The sequence below is a fragment of the Rhodococcus sp. ARC_M12 genome, assembly GCF_022810385.1.
GTDB lineage: Bacteria > Actinomycetota > Actinomycetes > Mycobacteriales > Mycobacteriaceae > Rhodococcoides > Rhodococcoides navarretei.
The window spans coordinates 32,461-56,390 of record NZ_JALGQI010000023.1; the positions used below are offsets into that span (position 1 = coordinate 32,461).

General features: G+C 61.8%; 20 protein-coding genes. 7 read left to right on the top strand and 13 right to left on the bottom strand.

Annotated elements, in window-relative coordinates:
- Window positions 1-40: 40 nt before the first annotated feature.
- Both MTX35_RS23870 and MTX35_RS23875 read right to left on the bottom strand, forming a co-directional pair.
- Complete coding sequence (locus MTX35_RS23870; protein ID WP_243597304.1) at window positions 41-1,075, bottom strand: GAF domain-containing protein; 1,035 nt, start codon at window positions 1,073-1,075, stop codon at window positions 41-43.
- 41 nt (window positions 1,076-1,116) lie between these two features.
- Complete coding sequence (locus tag MTX35_RS23875) at window positions 1,117-2,502, bottom strand: cytochrome P450 (RefSeq protein ID WP_243597305.1); 1,386 nt, start codon at window positions 2,500-2,502, stop codon at window positions 1,117-1,119.
- A 211-nt stretch (window positions 2,503-2,713) separates the two neighbouring features.
- Between MTX35_RS23875 and MTX35_RS23880 the strand changes: the two genes are divergently transcribed.
- Together MTX35_RS23880 and MTX35_RS23885 are read left to right on the top strand one after the other, a co-directional pair.
- The gene (locus MTX35_RS23880) at window positions 2,714-2,926 is read left to right on the top strand and encodes a hypothetical protein (protein WP_032370879.1); all 213 of its coding nucleotides are present in this window, start codon (window positions 2,714-2,716) and stop codon (window positions 2,924-2,926) included.
- A gap of 211 nt (window positions 2,927-3,137) precedes the next feature.
- Complete coding sequence (locus tag MTX35_RS23885) at window positions 3,138-4,967, top strand: hypothetical protein (RefSeq protein WP_243597306.1); 1,830 nt, start codon at window positions 3,138-3,140, stop codon at window positions 4,965-4,967.
- A 208-nt stretch (window positions 4,968-5,175) separates the two neighbouring features.
- On the opposite strand, the gene MTX35_RS23890 is transcribed toward MTX35_RS23885, so the two are convergent.
- The 6 genes from MTX35_RS23890 to MTX35_RS23910 all read right to left on the bottom strand — a co-directional run bounded on the left by MTX35_RS23890 (window position 5,176) and on the right by MTX35_RS23910 (window position 9,621).
- Window positions 5,176-6,348: an ATP-binding protein gene (locus MTX35_RS23890; protein WP_243597307.1), complete on the bottom strand. Its 1,173-nt coding sequence runs from the start codon at window positions 6,346-6,348 to the stop codon at window positions 5,176-5,178.
- A gap of 372 nt (window positions 6,349-6,720) precedes the next feature.
- Window positions 6,721-7,722 carry a hypothetical protein gene (locus tag MTX35_RS23895; RefSeq protein WP_243597308.1) on the bottom strand — a complete coding sequence of 334 codons (1,002 nt, stop codon included), beginning with the start codon at window positions 7,720-7,722 and terminating at the stop codon, window positions 6,721-6,723.
- Window positions 7,723-7,754: 32 nt separating this feature from the next.
- Entirely contained in the window at window positions 7,755-7,880 is a 126-nt protein-coding gene (locus tag MTX35_RS25840) for a hypothetical protein (protein WP_269596439.1), read from the bottom strand.
- Window positions 7,881-7,928: 48 nt separating this feature from the next.
- On the bottom strand, window positions 7,929-8,135 hold the full coding sequence (locus MTX35_RS23900; protein WP_008720325.1) for a hypothetical protein: 207 nt from the start codon (window positions 8,133-8,135) through the stop codon (window positions 7,929-7,931).
- A 189-nt stretch (window positions 8,136-8,324) separates the two neighbouring features.
- Entirely contained in the window at window positions 8,325-8,813 is a 489-nt protein-coding gene (locus MTX35_RS23905; protein ID WP_243597309.1) for a hypothetical protein, read from the bottom strand.
- Between the two features lie 190 nt (window positions 8,814-9,003).
- On the bottom strand, window positions 9,004-9,621 hold the full coding sequence (locus MTX35_RS23910) for an SMI1/KNR4 family protein (protein ID WP_243597310.1): 618 nt from the start codon (window positions 9,619-9,621) through the stop codon (window positions 9,004-9,006).
- 305 nt (window positions 9,622-9,926) lie between these two features.
- Between MTX35_RS23910 and MTX35_RS23915 the strand changes: the two genes are divergently transcribed.
- Window positions 9,927-11,189: a hypothetical protein gene (locus MTX35_RS23915; protein WP_243597311.1), complete on the top strand. Its 1,263-nt coding sequence runs from the start codon at window positions 9,927-9,929 to the stop codon at window positions 11,187-11,189.
- 286 nt (window positions 11,190-11,475) lie between these two features.
- Here the strand turns inward: MTX35_RS23915 and MTX35_RS23920 are convergent, their stop codons facing one another.
- Window positions 11,476-11,976, bottom strand: coding sequence for a hypothetical protein (locus tag MTX35_RS23920; RefSeq protein ID WP_243597312.1), 501 nt, complete (start codon window positions 11,974-11,976; stop codon window positions 11,476-11,478).
- A 199-nt stretch (window positions 11,977-12,175) separates the two neighbouring features.
- On the bottom strand, window positions 12,176-12,988 hold the full coding sequence (locus tag MTX35_RS23925; protein WP_243597313.1) for a hypothetical protein: 813 nt from the start codon (window positions 12,986-12,988) through the stop codon (window positions 12,176-12,178).
- Window positions 12,989-13,911: 923 nt separating this feature from the next.
- On the opposite strand from MTX35_RS23925, the gene MTX35_RS23930 reads away from it, so the two are divergent.
- From MTX35_RS23930 to MTX35_RS23940, 3 genes are all read left to right on the top strand, one after another.
- The gene (locus MTX35_RS23930) at window positions 13,912-15,126 is read left to right on the top strand and encodes a hypothetical protein (RefSeq protein WP_243597314.1); all 1,215 of its coding nucleotides are present in this window, start codon (window positions 13,912-13,914) and stop codon (window positions 15,124-15,126) included.
- 276 nt (window positions 15,127-15,402) lie between these two features.
- Window positions 15,403-16,041 carry a hypothetical protein gene (locus MTX35_RS23935; RefSeq protein WP_243597315.1) on the top strand — a complete coding sequence of 213 codons (639 nt, stop codon included), beginning with the start codon at window positions 15,403-15,405 and terminating at the stop codon, window positions 16,039-16,041.
- Window positions 16,042-16,451: 410 nt separating this feature from the next.
- Window positions 16,452-17,525 (top strand): hypothetical protein, encoded by a 1,074-nt coding sequence (locus MTX35_RS23940; RefSeq protein WP_243597316.1) that lies wholly within the window; start codon window positions 16,452-16,454, stop codon window positions 17,523-17,525.
- Window positions 17,526-17,678: 153 nt separating this feature from the next.
- Here the strand turns inward: MTX35_RS23940 and MTX35_RS23945 are convergent, their stop codons facing one another.
- The 3 genes from MTX35_RS23945 to MTX35_RS23955 all read right to left on the bottom strand — a co-directional run bounded on the left by MTX35_RS23945 (window position 17,679) and on the right by MTX35_RS23955 (window position 21,248).
- The gene (locus MTX35_RS23945; RefSeq protein WP_243597317.1) at window positions 17,679-18,326 is read right to left on the bottom strand and encodes a hypothetical protein; all 648 of its coding nucleotides are present in this window, start codon (window positions 18,324-18,326) and stop codon (window positions 17,679-17,681) included.
- 56 nt (window positions 18,327-18,382) lie between these two features.
- Window positions 18,383-19,582, bottom strand: coding sequence for a hypothetical protein (locus tag MTX35_RS23950; RefSeq protein WP_243597318.1), 1,200 nt, complete (start codon window positions 19,580-19,582; stop codon window positions 18,383-18,385).
- Window positions 19,583-20,084: 502 nt separating this feature from the next.
- Window positions 20,085-21,248: an integrase gene (locus tag MTX35_RS23955; RefSeq protein WP_243597319.1), complete on the bottom strand. Its 1,164-nt coding sequence runs from the start codon at window positions 21,246-21,248 to the stop codon at window positions 20,085-20,087.
- 1,497 nt (window positions 21,249-22,745) lie between these two features.
- On the opposite strand from MTX35_RS23955, the gene MTX35_RS23960 reads away from it, so the two are divergent.
- Entirely contained in the window at window positions 22,746-23,549 is an 804-nt protein-coding gene (locus MTX35_RS23960) for a ParA family protein (RefSeq protein WP_032407517.1), read from the top strand.
- Window positions 23,550-23,930: the final 381 nt, after the last annotated feature.

Here is a 23,930-nt window from a genome sequence, read left to right on the forward strand (position 1 = left end):
GGAGAGCGGAAGGTGCCGAGGGCGAAGCTATCACGATCAGTTAGGGAGTGGGAACCTCTAGCACCTGCTCGGAAGGTTGTAGCGCGGGGAGCACCGCAAGGACCAGCCGGTCACCAAGTTGCCCAGGGTAGGGCCGTAGTTCGAGTCGGGTTTGCTGCCATTTCCAGCCGGTCGCGTCGCCGCCGTCGATTGCACGGACGCGTACATCAGCTGACACAGGTGACGTATCGTAAGTCCACTTTTCCAGAGCATCTGACAGTGTCGCTCGGTCGTCGTCGTGCAACACGCCGCACCCGCTTGTGAGGTCACGCCATTTCACCCAGGTTGGAGCTTCCGGTAACCACATCGTCAAAATCCCGGTTCGGCCGTCGAATACAGCGATGCGTGTTCCACCGCTCTCGAGGCCGCTCGGCATTCCCAGCTCAGCCAATGTCGGTTTGTCGGGTTCCGTTGTGTCTGTCACGTCGTGCCATAGCAGCCTGAGGCCGACGTTGGGAGGGTCAGTTCTCCCCCTCCCCCAGCAATGCCAACGCATGATCCGGCCATCTGCGTGGAGAACGGACATCGGGCCCTCCCACTTCTGACCGTGTGTAGGGACCAATGCCTGGGCGAACAACTCCTCGGACCCATCGAATTTGACAGCCTTGGCGTTGTACTCAGCCGGGGTTCGTTCTGGTACGTGATCAGCAGCAGAGACGCCGGACATCGCGGAAGCCTCGACCGTCTGCTCGATGACGGTGCGTTCGAGTAGCCAGGCTATTCCGGAAACGATGCGCACAGGATCGGGTTCGACCTCCGGGTCCCCCACCCAGACCTGTATGCCGTGGGTTTCCCCTGACGGCCCCAGAACTGGTACTGCGCGTATGCGAGCTTCACGCCGACGGCCTTTGAAGAGCACATCTTGCTGGGCGCTAGAACTGCGTGTGAGTTCCAGAAAACCATGCAGATCGAACTCAGGCCCAGGTGACAAGCGATCGATTTTGGTCCAATCTCGGACCTTCCCCCCAGTACTGATGACTGTCATCTGTCCCGGCACCAGGGTTTCCACCAGGTGCCAGCTGTTCGCGATGTCCACAGGTTCCCCTTCCTGATCGACCTAGACCGACGACGGTACAGTCACAGCCGCCGCGAAACAGAAAGTCTGACGCCGTGTGGCCTCATTGTCACTGCTTCGCGCACATCGAGCTGGTAACCGGGGTCTGCCCGAATCTCGTACCGACGAGCGATGGACGCTAACGCAAGCACTGCCTCGTGTAAGGCGAATTGGCGGCCGATACACGCTCGCAAACCAGTGCCCCATGGCTTGTAGATGCGGCGGTTGGTGTCGCTGGCCTGGCCTGTGGCGAACCGGTCGGGGTTGAACTTGTCTGCCTCTGGCCCCCACTCCGGGGAGCGGTGCAGCTGTGGAAGGAGAACAAAAACCCAACCCTCGGGTACCTCGTACCCGCCCAGCGAAGTTGCTCCGCGCTCACGAGCCTTGCGGAAGTAGCCGGGTGCAGCGGGCCACAGGCGGAGAGTTTCGTCGACTACATGTCGTGTCCGTCGCAGCTTGGGCACATTCTCGAACTCGATGTCGGTGCCATCAGGAGCGACGGCGTCGACTTCGGCCCGTATCCGCTGCATCTCATCGGGCCGCGTGCTCAGGAAATGCAACGCAAAGGCGATGGTCGATGCTGTTGTCTCGTTCCCCGCGATTAAAAAAGTGATGATCTGATTGCGGATGTTCTCCAGGGCCAGTCTGTCGCCCGTATCGGGGTCTGGCGTGCTGAGCATATGTTCGAGCAGATCCGGAGATGTTTTGTTGGAGTCAGGCTGGGCCATTCGCTGTTCGATTAGGGAGTCGACAGTGTGGCGTATGAACTGGAGGTCCTCATCGTGCTGCCTCGTCGCCCTTCGTCCTAAGACAGAGCGGATGATCGGCACATCGTTCGATGACTTGTTCACATAGTGAAGGACGCGAGCGATGGCGTCCGCAAAGGGTACGGCCTGGCGAAACGAGCCAAAATCATGCGACAGGGCGCAACGCCCGATCACGTCGAAGGTCAGTTTTGAGCACTCGTCGTAGGCGTCTACCGAACCAGATCCGCTATCCCACGAGGTCAGAAGTTCGTTGACTGATTCCCGCATGGCTTCGTGGTAACCGCGCATGGCCCCTTTGCTGAACGCCGGCCCTAAAACAGCATGCGCGCGATGCCAGTTCGGCTCCGAGTTGAACGCGGTGAACAGACCGTCTTCGCCGATGGCGCGTAGCTTGCGATGTGGCAGGGCGAGAAATTTTGCCCAGTACTTCTCGTCGTTCACTTCCGCGACAAGCTCCGGTTCCGAGACGACCACGAGTCGGTGGCCGAAAATCTTGCGTTCGTAGATCCCCCCTAGCTCGGTGGCCATTGCCATCTCTTTTTGAACCGGCTTGGCAGTATCGAGGCCAACGATGTCTCCGGCAAACGGCAACCGGTAGCGCGGATGAGGCAGAGTCTTCGAGATGGTTTGGGCGATCTCCATGCCAGATAGTGTCCACCACGTCCACAGACATTGGTCGACGGCCATTGTGTGACGCAGCTGCGAGAGTGGACCGGCAACGCGTGAAGACCATTTGAATGACAGAGGTGTAATTCCTGGTGACTTCCTCGGCGTGTCTCAACGCTTCGAAAATGATTCTGGTTCAGGATAGACACCGGTTGGGACCGCGGAAGTAGACGAAGGAGGCCGTGCCATGCCGATGCCCAGTAAGGGTGACCGGACGTCGCTGACTGTCCGACTGCCGTCGGAGCTGATTGACACGCTCAAGGCGCAGCGAAGCTCGGCTGGCGCGACATCTCTGAGTCAGTACGTCGCTGATCTGATCGCGATTGCCAGCGACCGCGAAGATCTTGCGCGCGAACTGAATCGCGCGCATGAACAGGGGGTCCTGCCCTTGACTGCGTAGCCGTCTCGACCTGAATCGACATTCGGGTCTTAGTCCAACTAAATCTACGCAGCACCTTGAGATGACAAAAACCCCCGGCGTGCGGGCCGAGGGCTTCTGAAGTCAGAGAAGCGAGTGACTAACTCGCGACTCGTTCTGTGCTGCTTTCCCCGAAGGGACTGTCTTGGCGGACATGTCTCAGGGTACATCGTGCCCTGAAGTAGGTACAAGATTGAATGCTCGTGTCGTCCACCCGGATGCGACTGCGGACCGGCTGTGGCGTCGATTCGCACCGGCCATTGCTGCGCGCCGATCGATGCGTCTCTACGACCCGACGACACGTAAATACGTGTCTGCGGGGCCGCTGACGGTCAAAAGGCCGGCACTGCCTTCCGCTGTTCCGCTGTTCTCACGCGAGCGCGCCGGCATCGTTGCCCTGGACTTCGACACCAAACACCATGGCCACGGCTGCGTTGTCGCCGACGTGACGCGTCTGCTGGCCTGGTTGACCGAATGCGGTGGCCGCGCCGTCGTCGATCAATCGACCAGCGGCGGCCGCCACGTGCTGATACCGCTGGCACCGGGAAGAACAGTCACCGCCGACGAGATCCGGCCACTGCTACGTCTTCTTGCAGCGCGACTTCCCACGTTGGACATCACACCGATGACCAACCACAAAACCGGGTGCATCACCGTGCCGGGCTCGCAGTGCAAAGAAGGTGGCTACCGCACCCTCGTCGACCTCGACCCGACTACAGCGGCCGACATCCTGACCGTCGGGTCCGATGCCGGCACACTCCAACGCCTCGAAGCGCTGCTCGGAGGAACGGGCCGTACGGGCACCAGCCCGATCGACACTCACATCCGCGCCGAGACGTCCTCTGAACGCGTCCTCGGCAGCAGCGATGACGCACGGCTGCACCCACGTTTCTGCCGTTCCGCCCCGCCGCCGCGCTGCGTCCTCGACTTCGCCAGCACCGGCCGCATCGACACCCGCCGCTGGCCTTCACGCTCGGAAGCACGCCAATCGGTCATCACCCACGCAGTCCTGGCCGGAGCCAGCGCCACCGACATCCTCACCCGCGTCACTGAGCCTGCATGGGCGGGTGTGCGTGCCGCATACGCCCGCTACGCCGAACCCGAACGCGCCATCCGCCGCGACACTGCCCGCGCCCTCGACTGGGCCGCATCGACACTCTCCGACCCAGTCCGGGATACCGGGCACAAGCAAAGGCACACAGGGGGTACCTACGATCCGGTTCTTCGTTTATGGCTTACCCACGCTCAAACCTGGGTCGCGTCCGAGTTTCTTCATCGCCGGGATCGTTGGACTACTCATGCAGTCGTTCAGGCACTGGCGTGGGCTGCCGCAGTGTCAGGGCAGATAGTGGAAGGTGTGCCCACCGTCGGTGTCGGTGGGCGGTCATTGTCCATCGCCGCTGGCATGCTCCCGGAATCGACGGTGTGGTCCGTTCTGGAGCGGCTGCGGGACATGGAAGGTTCACCGCTGTTGCTGATCGAACGCGGAGTCGGCCAGAACCCCGATCGGTACGCACTAGTGCCCACACATGCGGGTCGAGCGGCGGTAGTCGATACCGTGGCAGGGCCAGCCGAAGTGGAGTCGGTACACCCGGCGTGGAGTGTCATCGGGTGGCGTCACCGCGTCCTCTACGACGCAGTAGTTGCCGCAGCAGAGCCTCTGACGGCGGATGAGTTGTTCACTGCCCTCGGGATGGGACGCACCAGCGGGTACGAGGCTCTGCTGGATCTACGCGTCGCCGGGCTCCTCGCAATCGAGAACACCCACATCGGTATCGGGCCCGTCGAACTAGACGACATCGGCCATCGTCACGGCCTCACCTCGGCCGTTCGTGCCCGCATCGTGCGCCACCGCGCCGAACGCATCGTCTGGCGGGAATGGCTCGCAGCCCGGGAGGAAGCACGCACCCCGCCGGAGCCGGATCGATCAGTGTTCGTGATCGTCGACGATCACCCGGCCGATCCACCCGATCACGACTACATGCTGGCCGTGATGAACACCGGCCCACCGGACCCGTTCTAGCGCACGGTGTGCATCGGCCACGAGTTCAGAGTGATACCGAGCACCGGCCTTGTTCGCTCTACTCGCTCTGGTCCTCCTCCAGCGCGGCTGGATGCTGCCACGCCGGACCGAACTGGACTCTTGGTGCAATGGCGCTGTGTGGATGCTGAATGGTGTGAGCGATTGACGTGCTCGATGTCGATCCAGTCGACGTCCTTGGGTGTTGGGGTCAGATAATCGGTGCGTTGGGTTGGCGGCGGATGAAGTCCGCCATCCCGGGGACGGTGAACGCAACCAGGCCGCGGGCGGGAGACCAGATGAGTCCTTTGCGTATGCAGGAGTCACGGTGCGGTGCCATCGATTGCGGATTCGATCCGAGCGCTTCTGCGAGGGCTGCCGTCCGCGGAGTATCGGTTCCGCTGCGTGCGATCGCCACCAGATAGCGTTTCTCGGCTTCGGTGGCCCGCAGCCACCGTGAGCTGTAGAAGCCGGAATCGAGCGAGGCGTGGCCGGTGTCGACGGCGTCCTCGGCGTCGGCGAGTGTGAACGGGGACTGCTGGGCTGCCTGCCAGAGCTCGTGACCGAACACCTGAAGGAAGTACGGGTAACCGTCGCTCGCCGCGACGACGTAGTCGGTTGCCTCGGCATCGATGTCCTGGTTCAGCCGGGTGATGGGTGTGACGATCGCATCGCGGGCCTGATCGTCGGCGAGCGGACCGATGGTCCTGTAGTCGAACTGGCGCTCGGCGTACGAGCGTGCGTCGGCCAATGCTTGCGCAAGGTTCGGCAGGCCGGCACCGCACACGAAGAACGGCCACTCGCGCTGAGCCGCGCGGTGCTGGGTAGCCAGGATCACCTGCAAGAGCGCCGGTTCGAGTTCCTGCATCTCGTCGATGAACAGCCCCAGCGCGGTGCCGTCCTTGCGGAGTTCCTCGGTGAGATCTTCGACGAGGTCCTCGAATTCGACCCCCAGGCTAGGTTTCTCGGCACCGGATGAGCGAGCGAGCTCGACTCCGACACCGAATGCTGTGGCGGACATCGAGAATTCTTCGGTCAACTGCCGGATCTTGTCCGCGACCGGGCCGGCGAACTGGCGACGCCGTACAGCGCGAGAAATATCTTTGGCGATACGCCTCCGCAGGGCCTCGGCACCTTCCACACTGGTCTGGGCTTCGACCTCGACCACCACCCAGTCGTGGCGGCGAGCCTGGTCCGCCATGGTCGCCAAGAGCGTGGTCTTCCCGACCCCTCGAAGTCCCTGCAGCATCAAACCGCGGTCGTAGCGGCGCTGTTTCGCGCGTGCAATCAACAGGTCGAAGCGTTCGAGCTCGGCAGTGCGTCCGACGAGCTCGGGGGGTCGGGTGCCAGACCCGGGTGTGAAGGGGTTCAGTCCGTACTCCATGCACTCATACTATCTGATTGTATGTATAAGTATCAGACTTAGTCTTATATGGTTATATACATTCCAATAGATCAGCAGTCCGGTGCAGATCCGGGCGTGCTATGGCGACAAGCAGCACCGGGCGCTAGGGCAAGTGCCGCGACGCCTCTACGGTGTCGATGTCGGCCGATGGCATGAAGAGCGGCTACGCGCCGTCAAGATATGTTGACGATCGGCGACCGGGTCTCGAGCCCACGCCTGAGCCTTGAACGTCATCTGTCGCGGTTCTCGGAATCCAGGTGCTGCGCCCACGTTGCGGCAGCGGCGCGGTGTCCGATCTCTTGCTCGACGAGTTGGACGACGACCTAGGTGCCGGATCGTGAGCGTGCCGCATCAAGTGCTGTCGCCGCTGGTGGATGAATCGAGGAGCTGCAGGGTGCGTTGCAGGAGTTGCTCGATGCGGTCCTCGACGTCGTCGACCATGTCCGGTACATCGGCCAACGCCGTGTGGGCGCGTCGACGTGCCTCGACACCCGAGCGGTAGTACCCGGAGTCGAGCTCGACAGAAACTGGCTCAGGCGCGGCGATCGGGTCACTCCGATCGGTACCACCGTCGGTGGGTCTGACGAGGAGGCTGCGCGGGGTGTGCAGTGGCGAAGCCCCGGTGCGGTGCCTGGTGATCACCGCTCCGACCTCGGCGGCGGTCATCGCCGTGACTGGCAAGGGTAGGTGGCCCCACCGGTCGATCGGCACCGCAACCGGACCACTGCGCTGCGGAAGCCCGGTCATATCGGGAAACGTGTTGCGCTGCAGATGTTCTGTAAGCAACGTCGTCGACGGGTAGCGCTCGGAGAACTGCAGGACGGTGTGCCACCGGTGCCATATCGTGGCCGGCTCGACATTGCTGGCGTCGTGGGGGGCGATGCGGATTCGGTGGCGGCCGCCGATCCACACAGTGTCGTCGTCGGTGGTGATGTCGGTGCGGTCGAGTTCGGCAATGGCTTTGTGGGCCAGGCCTGCTCCGGCGAGAACGAGAAGAACGGCGTCGCGGCGACCGAACAGTGCGGTCGTCGATCCGGAGGTCGGCAGTCGGGCCGCGATCGTCTGGTACTGCGCGGCACGCCGGATCGTTCTGTTGCTACGTATCGAGTTCATTGCGATCCGGATCGAGGTGACGCGTCCGGGAGCGGGCTGGCCGGCGTCGAGGTGAGCGCGGTTGATCGCGGAAACCCGGCGCAGCTGGACCGCTTCGCTGGCGGGGTTTTCGGCGAGGAACTCCGCTAGCGTGATCGGCGATGCGGGTAGCGCCTTGACATCGGCCGCAGCGCACCAATCGGCGAACAGTGACCACTGATAGCTGTAACCGCCCACCGTGCTGCCCCGTCTCGGTGTCACAGTGCGACGGTACCGGGCTGAAGGCCGACCGATCAGAGGACAGCCGCCGAGGGCCGTTCCGCCGCGAACGTGGGCGCATGCTCGTCGACGGCATCGCTGTCGACGGTCGATGGTGCAGGTACGCCACAGGCATCGATGTCGGCTTGCGATGAAGCCACAGGACGTAGCCAGTCCTGTGGCTTCATCGTGTGTGCCGTACTCGAGTCTTACTCGGCGAGCTTGGCGATCGACTGCGCCCAGAGGAAGTACTTGTTGCGTCCGAGATCGCCGATGGTCTTGATGTTGAATGCGGCCTTGAGATGCTCGGCATCGCCAGGGCTAACGCCCTGCAGTGCTTCGACGGGTGCGTCGACGAGCTCGGTGAGCGGCTTGTCTTCGTATGCTTTGTCGAGCTTGTCAGCGATTCCAGCCATGGAGGTGCCTCCTTGCGTCTCGGATAGCGGTGCCTGTTCGGCACCGCCACCCGAGGGTACGGAACGCCCGCTAGAAACCGTTGCGCTGCAGAGACTGCGCCTCGGCGAGCGCGTCGAACGCGTTCTTCGAGCCGTGGCCTTGAGAGTCCGTAAAACGGTGGGTACCTGGTGGGATCGTCCGGCGTCGTATCAATTCGTGCGGTGCGAAGAAGATCTGAGATAGCGGACTCGCCGGCGCAGATGGTGGCGAAGTGGGGGTCGACGTCGTTGGCGATGCACCACGCACGATCGGCCGGCCACACAAACGCAGGTAATCGGCAGCTCACCAGAGTCGTCTCGGGCGTCCTTCAACGTCGACACGTCCTCCGCAGTACCTCGGAAGAGGTAACAGGGCCGCTCCGGGATCGAGACTGTCGCGGCCCTGAAGTGGTCGAGGTTTTCGTAGTCCTCCCAGATCAGGAAATAGCACACGTCCGCAGTCGTGGTGAACCGGGCGAGGGCGGAGACAGCGATTCCGAGCTGGGCGATCTCGGGCTGTCCGTCGTTGGCGAGGTTGGTGTCCATTTCGCGCTGACCGTCGTAAGTCGGATCCGGGATGAACCTCAACCGTGCGTAACGCTCGTAACCCGACGGGCCTCGGGTGACCAGATCCCACCCGTCGCGTCTCTGATCGGTCAACCATCGAGCGGGTGAGCCGTCACGACACGGAGTAATGGTCACTTGGACGCCGCCGTCTGCCGACAACGCGCCTGCCCGCACGACACCGGCGAGGGTGAACCGCAACACCAGGTGTTTCGGAGGGTGGTCGCTCCAAGGCAGGCCGCTGCTGCCCGTACCGCCATCTCGGCGCTCTCGCCCTGCCGCAACGTCATTCGACGATGTCCCAGTCCAGTACCCCGTTGTCGACCGCTGCTGTGTGCCAGCCGATCGATATCTGATCGGTCACGGCCAACCTGACGTCGCGAACAAATGCTTCCAAAGACGGCCAGGTTGGCACACCCAGGTGCCCGCCGTCGTCTGATCGGTACGACACACTCCCCCGCATCTCTCCCGAACGGGTGTCGCAATACATCAGATTCGAATCCCATGCTGCGATAGGGACGTACCCCGGTAGGAACAGGTGATCTTCTGCCTCGACGCCCGCCTCGACCAGGTTGTCGACGATCTCGGCGTAGGTCCCGTCGTACATATCTGGTTCTGTTGCAACGATATCCGCCATGACTTCAACCATGTCGGAATGCCGCTGAGGTATCTCCACGACCTGCAGCAAACGTCCAGCCGGAACGACGAGTCCCGCGCCGCCGACCTCCTTCTGCCCGTCGTGAAGGCCGAAGAACTCGCGAAGCTCGTCCGGCCACGGAACCGTCGCCGCCTCGGCCCGTTTCACCGCGCTCGTCGACGCGCATGGCCGGAGCGTTCGCGCCGTCACCGGTGCCACGTCCCGCAGCGCAGTCACGAGGAGGTTCCACTCATGAGTCAACGACATTGCCCGACCATACTGCGCAGAGGGATCTTTCGATTATCGCAACGCAGATCGCTTCGCGACAGTGACCGCACCGTCAAGAGATGTTGACGCGAGCACGCCCCGCCACCTTTCGTACTTGTGGGCTGCGCCGCAGTAGTCTGGAGCGCACAAGTGGCCGGCGCGCCAGCGATGAATTCGGCTGCGTCAGGGAAGAACAGCTGTGCCTTCGGCGGCAACACATTTCCCGAGGACCCTCAGTGTCAGCACCCATGACTGAACCCCTATGCCCGCCATCGCGTACGCCAGCAACGCGTTAGGTTATCGCCATGATGACGCGAAGGGATCGTCTGTCTGCCGCTTCTGCTGCGGCAGCGGGATCGTTCACCGGGTGTTGGGCGGTGTTGGCAACGCCACCTACCGATTTGCTGGTGGCGGAGCGCGACTCCTCCGTCTCGTCGGCTTTTCTGAATCCAGCGTGGGCAGGGTTTGTTGCGATCCTGGCCGCGCTCGTCGTGATCGGTGTTGCCGCGCAACTCCCCAGGCGAGGTGTCGTAAGCATCGCCGGCCTTCTCGGTTCCCTCGTTCTCCTCTCACCTGCCCTGGTCGATATTTCGACCGTATTGTCGGTGTCGGTGGCAGGACTCGGTGCCGGTCTCCTGCTTGCCGCGTCGGCGCTTTTGGCACAACGACAGCGCGGCACTTTCGTCGCGCTCGTTCTCGGTGCCGCCGCCGGATATCGATTTGGCGAATGGGCAGCACAACAACCGACGGACGAATTTCGATGGTCGGTCGGCCTACCGGGAGACCCGTTCTACCCCGGGCCGGTAGTGCCGGTGATCGTTCTGGTGGCGTGCGCTGTGCTGTTCGCCGGTGTTATTACGCAGACGCTCAGTGACTTTGAACAGCACGCACGACAATGGGGAATTGCAATAGCGGCCCTTGCGGTGTGGGTCGCCTACGTGTTCTTCGGCGACTACACCGCGTCCGTCGGTCAATGGGTCGTCGCTGCCGTTCTCACATTCGCGGTCATAGCCTGTGCCGCGCTTGGTTACGGGCGTGGTGGGGCGTTCATCTGCGCCGGACTCGCGGTGGGGGCCACGTCCGTCGGTTCGATGGCGTGGAACGCATGGTGGCTCGTTCCACTTGCGGCGATCGGCCTGGTAGCAGGTGCCGTGTGTGCGTGGCGGGTGCCGTCGGTCCCCTCGGGCTGCATGGTGTTGGCCTTGATATGCGTTTCAGCCCTGGTGCCGTACTCGACCTTGTCGACGATCGCATACGCGGTGGTTCTTCCTGCTGCCATCGTCTACACACTGCTGTCATCCGGACCCCCGGATGCCACCGTCAGCGCAGCGGGACTGCTACTTCCGACGATGCTGTGCGTATTCAGCCTGTCCGCACCTCCGTTGCAGCCCTACACTTTCGGGTGGACATCAACTACACCCGACGGCGCATCGGTGACCGCATTCGACCCCGGCGCGGTCGGCGCCTTCGCCCCTGTTGCAGTTGTGGTTGCGACCTGCACAGCGTTGCTCGCCGGGGGCATCGCAGTTGGATGCTTGAGGCTGCGCCGCGGTACGCCCGCCGAGTGAACTTTGCCTGGCCAGGCGCAAACCCCCCAAGAGCAGTTGGTGTAGCCCACCGCGAACTACTGGACCATCGGGCCGTCGGTTGATAGTCCAGGAAATTCAACACGCAATGACCGCTCGCGCGGCAATTGCGCGCTCGATGCCGGGCATCCCGTACCACTCGGACTCGCTATAGCTACCTTTCCGTCACGACATGGTTGCGACTCGAACGCACCCGACAGCGGCAGAAGTGCAACTGCAGCGGGTCGTCCCGACATCAACCCGTGCCGGAGCAGCAGAGGCAGTGCCTTCATCCACTACCTTCGCAGCGGGGGTGTTGGGGTGGGAACTCGCGCACCAGTTCGGGATGGCACCCTCGCAGGTACAAGCCGGCGAATGTATGCGCTTCGTCGGCAAGCCAATGCCAGCTTTCCCGCGACCACGTCGCCGCCTCGGCGCGCGCGTCCGCCACGGTCACCACACCGGTGTCAGAGCGCTGAAGGATCACCGAGTCGTCGTCCCAGTCGATCGATGCAGCGCGTACATCGAGGGGTCCGTGGGCGGCGATGATGTCGAGGTCGGCGTCGATCGGAAATGACTCGTGCTGCACCCGCCGCTGAAACTCGTTATCCAGCATCTGGTCCTGAGTCAGTGACGCCACGAACCACCGCCTCTCCGTGCCAGGCGTCGAAGACCGGATCAGCAGCGCCGTCACCGCGCCCACCGACCCCGATCCTGAGTTCGTCACCGGCGCAACCACAATCGCCACGTTGCCGTCGATCAAAACCACCGGCGCTCCGCCCAGACCCACGGATCGATCGGATTCCGCTGACGTTCCGAACGTGTCGTCGTAATCACCCGACAGCAACTGCTCCAGCAGTGGGCCCGTCGCGCGGCGCGCCACAGCCCACCTATCCCCACGCGCGATTGCCTCGACCAGGATGTCGACGTGAGCGACCAGTCCCCCACGACCCGTACGCATAGCGAGCCGGTTCACCGTCACAGTGCGGTCACCGATCTTCGTGTCGCGGTCGCACGTGCTCGTCGACCACAGGACGCGCGGGATCTTCACTGGTGGCGTGTGCCTCGCGGCCGATGACGCCGGCGGTTTCGGGTGAGTGTGCGTACCAGCCGCTAGGAGCGTCCGTATTCCTGGGCGCGCGAACCCCCGACCAGCCGATAGAGCGTGCTTCGGTGAGGATGTCGCGCTCGGCTCCAGCGCGTTCGGCCGGGAACTGGCGCCACCGAGCGAGGATTCCCTCAACGAGTTCGAGAACGGTGACTTCGGGGCCGCTGCCCGGGTGTGCCCGCGGAGCGGCAGGAACATCGCTCCAGATGTGCGCCCCGATCACAGGATGAACGAACCCATCTGCAATACGCGCGGACATCATCCTGCTGTGCGCTCTCGCCCCGGCAGCACCTGCGCCGTCCCCATGATCACCTCCGAGACGGGTGAACAATTCCTCCGCGAGTCGGTACTGTTCTTCGTTGATGCGCGAACCGTCCGCAACGCGCTCATCTCCGGATTTGAACGGTGTGAAACGTGAGAGCACGTCCGCCACCACGTCGGCGGTGTCGGGAGGTATCAACGGCGGCACCAACGTGAGGTCACCGTGCACGGCCGACAGATAGCCCAAGCAAGCGATCGGAAATCTGCTCCAGTCGCTCTCCCCCACCGCTACGGCCGTGGCGGCAAACACGAAGCTGTCGAACAGATCTCGGTGCACCGGCGGTAAGCGACGCATCGCGTTCGCGTCGGCCAACGAGACACCGTCGTAGATGAATTGTTCGAGGACTTGACCCTCTACTTCTTGCAACCACATATGAAAACCCGCGAACTAGGAGGACCGCCAGACGAAGCCGACGGGCGCGGGGTCACCGAACGCCAGTAAACACGCCCCGCACCTCCAGTACAACCCACAAGCCCGAGGAGGCTTGGTGAGGTCGCCCTCGTTAAGTTACCGCACCGTCAAGAGATGTTGACGAAGCTCCTAATCCGCATGTTAACGCTCGAAGCCAGTTGGAAGTCTGGGGCCGAGCGAACCTGGAAGTCCATGTGATGAACGGTTTCTGCCACGTTGTACTCCATGGTGCAGATCACTCAGCAACGTGCTGCCATGAGATCGTCCATTCCAGGATGGAACTGGCGGCACCGCATAAGAGATTTGAGCTTGAAGCCCGGACGTTCCCGATAGCAGGATCCGTCACCAGATGTAGTGCCTTGGTCCGATTCGTTAGGCTACATCTTGGGTTTCTACGGCGTGTCCTGTCCGATGTGTCGGACTGCACAACTAAGATGGGGAACGCAGATATGCCTGAAGCCTCGGGCATATACGCCGAGGCTTCAGGTATTGGTCAATCGTGGTTGATTTCCGACTCTAGAACTCGCGGTGTTCCGTAACAAATCGACGCGCTGCGGTTCCAGATACGTCTCGGTCTGCAAGAGACCTGGATGCGCGAGAATGGAGTCGCCATTATGGCCGCTTCCAAACCGTTGAAACCCGGAACCAGGGCTCCCAACTCGGGGCAGGTCGAGATCGTCGGACCGCGCGGCGGGCGCACTGGGGAAGAGCGCACCACTACGAAGGGCAAGCCGCTGCCTCCTACCCCCAAATCGGGGCAAGGTTACTTGGTCGTCGATCGCACTAAGAACGGTGCAGGCAAAGGCAAGTAGGACCTCGGTTCTGTACGGACACCCGCGTTCTGGAAGGGGCGCGGGTGTCCGGCAAAATGAACGGAAAGAGCAATGGGCTCAAACGAATCGCCGCAGTCGTCGTCGCTTTCCTCCGCCAGTTGGGGGAGGTCCGAGCTTGTGAAAGAACTAGCGAAATTGCCGGAGGGGCAACGCTCGATCCTTGAGCTGCACGATTGGATTCTGACCCTGTTGGACGCGGCCATAACCGCCGCGATGGTATTTGTCGACCCACACGATTTGCGATCCGCGGAGGAGCGCCTCGATTGGCTGATCGAGACGTTCGATCTTCCCGAATCTGGGGATGAGATTGAACGGTTCACGGCTCGTCTGACGGAACTTTCCGAGATGCAGGTTCCGCGGTGGGCTAAGAAGACCGGTACCGACAGTTGGAAGAGATTTCTTCGCCGTTTCATCGGTGCGGCGGCATACGACCGGCTAGCTGCGGCGTTGGTTTCGGACACGACCGTGTTGGCACACGCTCTGCGGCAGTTGATCTCGAAAATACAGCCGTACGCGCTTGCCGTAGATGACTGCGCAATCCTCCTTACCCCGGAGCAGGTAGCGAAGCTAGGTCCGTTTGGAACTGGTCCCACGAATTCGGTCCTGCATCTCGTGCTGACACTTGACGGGGTACTCACGAATGTACTGGAGGCAAATTTCGATTTCAGCTCGATCGCATTCGACCCGAATTTGCCTGGCGAATCCGACCTCGGGGAAATCATCGAGAACCTGCGGCCGCTTCTGTCGGGTGCCACCCGCAAGACGCTCGCCGAGATAAGTGCCAAGCTGAGCCGGAAGCTAGCTGGGGCCTCCACTGCTTTGAACACATCAGAGGATGGAGTCGCGCAGGCCGCTGGCTCGTTGGTGGAGTTGATTGACAGGTTGTTTCGCGAAGCGTTCCCTGATAAGCAAGTTCTGGCCTGGCTGGAGGCTACTGATCGAGCTGCTGACAGTGATTTCGTGTACATCGACAAGAGTAAGGGCATCAGTAGACCCACTAAGCGGGCTCAGGCTCTTTGTTTCGTACATGGGGGGCAAGTAGCCGAGCGCTCAATATTTCATGAGGTTGCGGCGGCCGGGTTAGTTGTGGCACGCGAAAAGTTGCAGAAGATCAAACATGCAGACACCGGTGACCCCGAGGAACGGGAGATCGTGGAGCGCGCGTTGACTGTAGTGGAAAGTTTCTTGTCTGTGGCAATAGAAATTGGGTGGCTCGGTTTGCCAAGCGAGACGGTGGACGGCCTGAAGCTGCGTCTAGCTGCATAAGCTGCGTGTTGAGGGTTGTTGTCGTCGGTCGTGGCCACATGGTCGGCCGACTCAAGCTGGGGCAGAGCCCGTTCCATACTCAAATACGTAGGGATGGATCCTTTAGAGGGTCGTCCATTTAGCTTTCGAGCAGCTCTCGCAGAGCCTTGCACTCCCATGCATGCCACTCGCGCACCAATGTGTCGCCCGTTTCCAGATCCTTGACCAGCCCGGCGTCGCGCGCAGCGCAAACGACCGGACGCAAGTCCGACGGGTCACTGGGTCAATACTTCGAAGATGCTCGTGCCCGTGATCTTCGATTCTCAGCAGTACTCGCGAAGCAGGCCACCGGAACTCGGCGAGCGTGTGCGTTTCGAACTGTTCTGGAATGACCCGTTCGCCCGCCTGTGGGCAGGGTTGCGACCTGGATGGTCGCTCACCGCGAACCTGACAGCGACGAACGCCGACACGGTCGTCCACCTCGGGTCCACCCCCGAACAGAACACCCGACTGCAACCCGCCACGGCCACATCAGGTGGGCTCCGGTTCGGATACACCTCGACGATCCCCGTACCTGCAACGTTGACGGTCTCCGGAGCACTCCGCGTCACCGCGTTCGACACACCGAACAGGCCACCCGGTGAGCCGCTCACAGCGTGGTCGAACACTGTGGACGAGGACCGCGTCACGACCGGGATCGTGCAGCGACTTCAACTGGTCTCGATTCTGAACGACTTTCGAACCGGCTCACATGTCGGGTGGCACGAACTCGAACGTATCGCCGGCACCGAGTGGTTCTACAACTTGGTCAACCCACCCGAGAGCCTGCACGTCTACCGACCGGCCGAGGAACCCGACGACCGTGCACCGCGCACAGGATTCTCGGCACCGGTGCGAACCGAGATCCTCGTACTCGATCTCGCCGTCGACGACTGAACCGTTCGCGCACTACCCTTCGCCGAAAGATCCTCTGTGCCAGAGACTACTCGGCCAATCGGGTTCTACCGATCATGATCAACCGAGTGGCTGATATGAGACGGTTCGAAACCGCCTCCGACCGTCGGGTCGCCCTCGTCTCCGTCACCACCACGGCACGGCCGCATAATGGTCGGGCGAGTTGATGACTGTTGGATTTCCCAGGAGAGGTAGACGATCTGCCGACCGGCTTGTCAGGTTACGAACCTTCCCGTTGACCGCTCACGCGTGGCCACGTCGGTCCGGCCGCGATCACTGCGATGGTAGACCCGCAGAGAATCAGTACTGCAAAGTTGTCTACGAAAGATGGTGCGACGGTGTCGTAGCTCGGGACGTTACGCTCGAGCTCGGCGATGGGAGTGTGATGTCGTATGGACCCTGTACAAGCGCTACTGCTGTGCCCACGCGGACGGCGCTTCTGCGCGTCTCTCGCCTCGCACCTCGACCCGACGTTCGAACTGCACCAGGTTCTCAATCGCACCGCCCACGGGTACGTCGACTACGGCCCCTCCGGTCTCGGCGCATCAGCCGACGCCCTCGACAGCATCCCTACATCGGCGTTCACGGCGTCGTCCGCATCCGATCTGCTGACCGCATTGATGGAAACGGTTGGCTATGCCCGCTATTGGCAGCCACCGGACGAAATCGACGTCATCCTCGACTCACACGAGCTCGGTCGACCACTCCGGCGGATCGCAGAAGCAATCTCCGCAGCACCACACACCCGGTGGTTCGGATCCCCCGCTGACCTCACCTCCCAGCGATCGGTGTGGTGGTACGACGAGCACTTCGGAGGGTGGGGCACCGTCGAACGCCCGACGACTGCCGCATGGAACGACTGGAAAACCGAACTCATCGAGGAGGAGAACCGCGCGGCTCGGGATCGACCGTCAGACCCGGCAGCACCGTACAGCGGATTCTGGTGGTCGACACCCATGGCCGCCGGAAGCCCCGAAACCACCCGCGCAACAAACGAAATCCCCGCATTGGCTCTCGACTTCACCGAAGACGACATGGGTTGGGACCGCGCACGAGTTTCACCCGTCGCCGTGGACGGAAACCCACGCATCTACGAAATCACCGAACCTGCAGACTGGGCGCGGTTGGTCGAAGACCATCCCATCGAGGTCACCGCATCCCGTCGACACGATTGGTACAACACGACCGGACGCGCCGGCAGATGGCACATGCCCGACTGGGCATCGGTGGCCGAGCAGTTCGATGCAGTCCACCTCACCGTCTGGGGCTATCTCACGACCGCCGGCAACGCGGTACCGGTGCACCTGCTCGACGGCGACAGTGCCAGCGTCCTGGCCGGTTGGACACCCGACGCCACACACTGGCTCAACCCCGCAGCAATAAGCATCTCCGACAGTCCTACCGAGTACCGACACAACAAAGACGGTCTCTGGACCGAAGCCTCCGCCTGGAGGCTCGACTTCTAGTCCCCTTTGCAGGCCCGCTGAAAGGTTCCTTTCGTCGGATGGGGTTCGCCGTACAGTGCCGCTACGCGCCTTGCGCTCAAGGGCCGCATCACCGAATTCGAGCCGGTTGAGCGAACTCGTTCGAGACTTACTGACCTGCCGAAAGTGGTCGGGCTATGGATACTCGCGTACCAGTTCTGGATGCCTTGCTCGGAGGTACATGCCACCGAAGGTGATGCAATCAGCGGCCAGCCAACTCCACGCCGACCGATCGAAATCGTTCAATTCGGCTACTGCGTCTGCGACCGTGCACGTGACCTTCTCGTCGGACCGAAGGACCACCGTGGGGTCGTCCCAGTCGATGCCAGCTGCTTCGGTGTCGAGTTGTCCGTGCGCTGCGATAGCCGCGAGATCCTCCTCCTCGTCGAACATCCCCAACTGGACCTGTTTTTGAAAATCCCGGTCTGCAACGAGCTCGAAGTTCAGCGCCGCGACCAACCAGAGCCGTGGACTATCGCGCGAGACCAAGACGGCTGTGATCGAAATCGGTCCGGATTCACTCGACGCGGGGATAGACCCGACGACCACAGCAACGCGATCGTCGGCGACAGCAATAGGAACGTCTTCGAGCCAGGGCAGCTCGCCGTGAACATCGACAACGAACACCTCGTCGTACCGCCCGGCCAACAGGTCTCGAAGCAAAGGTCCCGTGCTCTTACGGGCGATCTGCCATCGATCGCGTCGAGCGACCGCTTGAACGAGAGTGGTAACGGCCGCGATGAAAAGCCCCAGGCGTCGGTCTTCCCTGAAACGGTTCTCCATACGCCTCCTCGGTGAATTGTCGAGGTCTGCATCAGCGTCGTCATCGTGCGGCGTAGTCATGGCATCGTGGTGACGTCGAGGTGCATCGTGCCTTCCGAACCGGGATGTTCGATGTACCCGAAGGCCACGAAAGCGTGGTCGACATAATGCAATTCGATGGTCCGTGCGCCGGAGTTGGCTAGTGCGTGGGTGATTGCTTGGACCAGTTTCGTCAGCACAGACCTTGGTGTGTTCGGTACCGATTCGACGACATCGACGACCGCGGTGGTGTCGTCGTCCCATCTTGCTGCCGCGTGGGCGACGAACGGTCTTCCGGCCGCGTTGTTGACGTATGCCTGCAGCCAGGCGGCGAGATGACCGGATGACTGTGCTGCAACGGTTTTGTCAATGTTCAACCCCGCTTCGGCAAGCCAGACTCCGGACTTGTCGTGCTGTGGCACGTTCGCGATGTAGTAGGCGCGATCACGTTGCAGGCCACCCGTGGGCCATGACACATGCAGTGTCCCGTCGCTCATTCGTGTACGTGTGCCCCAGAACAGCAATCCGGTCCGCAAGTTTTCCTGCCAGTTCGCGAAAGTCTCGGAGACCAGGGAGCCGGGTGTATCGGCCGGCGGTCCAGGTAGGTCGTTGACTGATTGAGGTAGCGGTAGTGACAGCGCGAACGTGTTCGGGTTCTTGGCCCAGAGGAAATACACACGGGCAGTGTCGTTTTCGATATGGACGCGCGTGGTACGGAATTTGCTGTCGATCACCCCGCGCATACGAACACGGCGCATCAGATGTCGTGCGGCGTCCCCGGCTGAGGCAGTGAGGTCAGCGGGGTCGAGTCCGGTGAACTCGACCCGCCAGCCCCCATCGGCATCGGTGTTCGGATCCCGAATCTCGCCGGTGTCGAAGAAGGGGCCGACGCGTTCGATGTGCGCTCCCAGAGAAGCGGATTGGGGTCTGATCTTGCGGGCAGAGCAGATGCCATGCCATAGCCTTGGGAAGGCGAAGTTGTCTGGAGCGAGCGTGGGTTCCCCGTCTTGCCCGAGCAGTACCACGTAGATCCGCTGCTTGAACCACATGCGATCGCGCACGCGTTCAGAAGGATGCTCGTCCCTCACCAGTTCGTAGGCGTGGTCGGCCCAACGGTCGCCGAGTAGCGCGCGCGTCCATGCTTCGCTTTCGACCTCGGTGACGGCGTCGAGTAGATCGCTGCGGGCAGCTGCGCGGTCGGGGTACGTTGCCGCGAAGGCCTGTACGTGAATGCGCACTGCTAACGGATTGGATTCTGTAGGAAAGGATCCGAGGTCCCCGGCGTCTTGATAGCTGTGGCGGAGGTGGATTTTCAGTCTGGCGTCCAGCAGCGATGGACCCTCGAGCGGGTTGGTGTCTACCGGCCAGCGCGGATCCGAATGTGTGGGACCACGTGTCGAAGCAATGTGTGCCAGGAGGTCTCTGTGTACCGCTATTGCAGCGCTGTAGCGCGTCGCAATATCTGCGGTCATGGCAAACAGGTCGGGCGGCACCTGATGTTGGCCGCCGTTTGAGTCAGCGGGCCGAGACATACTTTCTACGTGTTGTCAGCATTGCCACATGCTAGCCCATTTCCGAAAATCGGCACCGTTCTCGCGTTCATTTAAGCCACGGTCAGTCAACGAAGTTAACCGCAGACGGCGTTAAGGTAACGGAGTCTGCGCATTCGGTCCGAACCACGTCTAACTCAGAACCGTTGTTGCACAATCATATCCAATGCGTCTCTGCTCAGTTGACCCGTCACAGCCCGATCTCGTTGACAGCGTTGCCAATGAGAGGCGCGTGCTCGCGGCGATAGACCTCGACAGAGTCGAGGCTGGCGTGGCCGGTCTGCCGGGCGATGGCGGATCCGTCGGCTCCGTTGCGGGTGCCTTGGGTGACGAACCCGGCGCGCAGGGAATGCCCGCCCAGCTTGGCGAGCGCGGTCGGGTCGAAGCCGGCGTGGTGGGCTCGCCGGCGGATGGTCTGGTGGATCGCTGCTCCGGACAGCGGCTTGGCACCGAGGTTTCCGTTTTTGGCGATTGCGCGAAACAGCGGCGCGCGAGCGGCGGTGCGAGGTACTCCCTCACTGCACACGTGCGCGTCGAACGGTTCGCGATTGCGGAGTAGCCGGATCACTGATGGCCTGCCGCCGAGGTCGAACGCAGCGACGACCTGGACCCATCGGACGTACGCGCAGGGTGGGCAGGTCTCGTAAGAGTCTGTGTAAGGCAGTGCCTTCATCGCTCCCCTGCCCTCTTGGTCGGTCTTCGACTTCCGCAGTCGGATGTGCAGACCGTCGTGTCGATGCACAGCGACGTCTCCACAGACCATCTCCGACAGCTCGCTACGGCGGTACGCGCCGGCGAACCCCAGCAACAGGATGGCGGAGTCACGGCGTTCGAGGACTTCGTCCGCCCATCCGCGGCACCGTTCTCGGGAGGTCCCGACGAGGAGTTTGATGTCGTCGACCAGTAGCGGGTCTCGCGGGGTGCGGGGTCGGTCCCCAGCCAAGGCATACTCCCGCCGGATACCGGACAGGGTGGCGGCGACGAGTTCGTGGGCAGTCGGAGACAGATGGCCTGTTGTGCGGTGCTGGTGGTTGATCGCGGCGATCCAGGTGCCGAAAGTGGCGACGGCGTAGGCCCGCTCCCCTGTTTCCGTGCGGGTGTCCGCGGCGTCGACAAGGTAGGCGGCAACAGTGATCGGGTGCGCCGGAAGCGTCACGTGACCATTCGACTCGCACCAGCTAGTGAAGCGTCTCCACGCGGCCGCATACGTCCTACGTGTTCCCTCGGAGCGGGAGGACTGCACGGCGCTCGCGATGCGCTTCGCGACGGCGGGTGGGATCTCCGGCTCAACCGCCACGGCCCCGATGCTTTCAGGCATGCCGACCGCAGGTGTCCGGGTTGGTCGAAAGTCCATCAGAGCAGCTTAGCGCAGGTCACAGACACGCCTGCAGCGTAAAACTGTGCTGAACTGGTGTTTCACCCCAGACGCTGCGGAAAATGCAATTTACGTGGGTCAACTCCATTGAACTATGGGTGACAACGAAGGCGGGATGAATGTCCCTGCTAATCAACTTGAAAGAGCCGCCGTAGTAGACCCCAGTTTGATCCGGCCCGGGGCTGCACCAGGCGATCTTGGCGGTCGTTGCCTCCCCCGGTAGTTACAACGACCGTCCGTTTCGCGTCTGCTTTTTGGGGCCTCGAAGTGTGGGATTCCCTCGTGGCCGTGGGGCCCGCCGTTACTGCGGTATTCCACCGAATCATTGGTTGCGTTCGGGCGCAGTCGTGGTTCCGACCGTTCCTACGACTTAGACAGGGAACAGCCTCGCGGTGCGGCGCTGTGTCTTGGGTGTCGGTAAGACGCACGTTACGCACCTTGAGAATGGTTGCCGGCGGCGCTTGTGGACGCAGTCAACCGTCAAGTCCTCATCCTCGACGCTGAACTCGCCGCAGGCTGAGTCGGTTGCAGCCGACGAGTCGCGCGACACCCCATAGGTCATCATCTTGTAAGACGACCGTCCAACCTGTTGTGATGAATGCCAACGCTAGTGATGATAGCTATCGGAGCTCGCAACGCTAGCGGTACTGACACCGGGCATGATTTCGCCTGGGTTGAACAGAGCGCCCAATCCGTACGTGATCACAGGCTCGCGAATGTTCGGTTTGCGATGTTGCTGCCTGGCGCAGTCCGTCGCAGTTATCTCGCCTCTCAGTTCAATCCGCCGAACCGTGGGTCCGGCGGATTCGGCTGACGCACTGTGGAGCAAGGTGTTGCAAGGCTCTGCAACGCCAGCCCTGTACAGACACTCTTGGGCTTCGGCATACGCGAGTGCTAGGCCATCTAGCATTGCTATTTATCCTGCTGAGGGCGGTTGCACGTGAGATTCGCCCTGCGCGCAGACGGGCAGTTAACCGGGTTCGCTCCGTTCGCGTTCTGTTGAGCAGTAATTGAAAAGGTATGGGTGCAATGATAGCGAGCGGAGCTAGCAAAGGATGCAGAGCGAGCGGAGCGCCGGTACTTGCGCTAACGTAGCTGGCGTAGCTAGCAAAACAACGCTAGATAGGCGTGGTGCACTAGTTGCGAGTGCTACACAAGCGGTGCTTGCGAGGCAAGTGAGAGTTGCTCGTCGAGCACGTTTATCTAGCGTAACTAGATCCGCTTGGCTAGATACGCAAGGTACTGCAGCTCGGCGTGCAAACAGTGCGAGACGAGCGAAGCGAGCTACGCAAGCGAGCCAAGCACTCGTCGCAAGGTTCGCTCCGCGTGTTAACGCAGCACACGAAGCAATTGGCTATAGCGTAGCGAGCCAGAAGGCTTGCAGGGCATAGGTCCAGGGTGCGAGCCAACGCAGTTTTCCTCGGAGAAAAGTTCGTTGGCCTTGATCCTCAAACAGAGAAAGGAACGCGAATCCCAATGTCGACGTCGTCGAAGCAACCCAGGAAGTTCGCGATATGTAACCAGAAGGGTGGGGTTGGGAAGACAGCGACAACACTCGGATTGGCGAGTGCATTGGCGGACAAGGGCAAACACGTCCTCGTCATCGATATGGATCCTCAGGCCAACGCGACGACCGGTCTGGGAGTCGACGTTGATGACGACATGCGAACTACCTTCGACCTGATGTCGGTCACTGGCGAGGGTGCAGCAGCGGATGCGGTAGTAGCAACCGAATGGGATCGGGTCGACCTGATCGCGGCGACTCAGAGCCTCGCCAATCTTGAGGCTGACGGTGCAAACGACTTGATCTTTCGGTTGGATATCGCGCTTGAGGGTGTCGATCTGTCGCCTTACAGTGCAGTTTTCATCGACTGCCCGCCGTCGCTTGGAAAGTTACTTTTCGCGGTCCTCTGCGCCTGCGACTCAGTCATCGCGGTCACCGAACCCACCATCGACAGCGTGCGAGCGATTACCAAGGTTGAGGAAACCATCACCAACGTCAAGCGGCGTGCGAACCCTCGTCTCGAGCTCGAGAAGATCGTCTTGTCTAAGAAACGAAGGACCTCGGAGCATCAGTATCGCGAGGACGAGTTGCGTGCTGCATACGGCGAATTGGTTGCAAGAGCGGGGATCCCGGAGCTGGCGGCGCGCCAAGACGCTCATAGCAGCCACACTCCCATCCATTCTTACAAGGGAGGCCGGGCGATAGACCTGCAAGTCGCCTACGACGCCCTGTTGAAAGAACTGTCTATCGACCTCCTAGGAGAGCCTGCCGCATGAACGCACAACGCGAACCCGCCATCCGCCGCCATCCGGCTGCAGACCTCCCTTCGCGACCGACCGCTTCACCCAGGCGCGTTGGGCTCGAAGCACAGCAAGAATCAACCGGTTCGCCGAGCGTCGACGTTCCGACCAGTGCTGGCGGTATCAGACCGACAAACGAGCCCACTCTTCCGGCAACGAACGAACCGTTGGCTCAGCACAATGCGCGGCCGGCGGCAGGACCAGGCGCGGAAAAATTTACTGAGCAGCACAATGTGCGGATACGGAGTTCTACCAAGCTTCGTTTGAACAGAGCCGTCGACAGGCTGCGGTACGAGACAGGGGACCGATCAATCAGTATTGCTTCCTTGACCGACGCAGCGCTCTGTGAGTACCTCG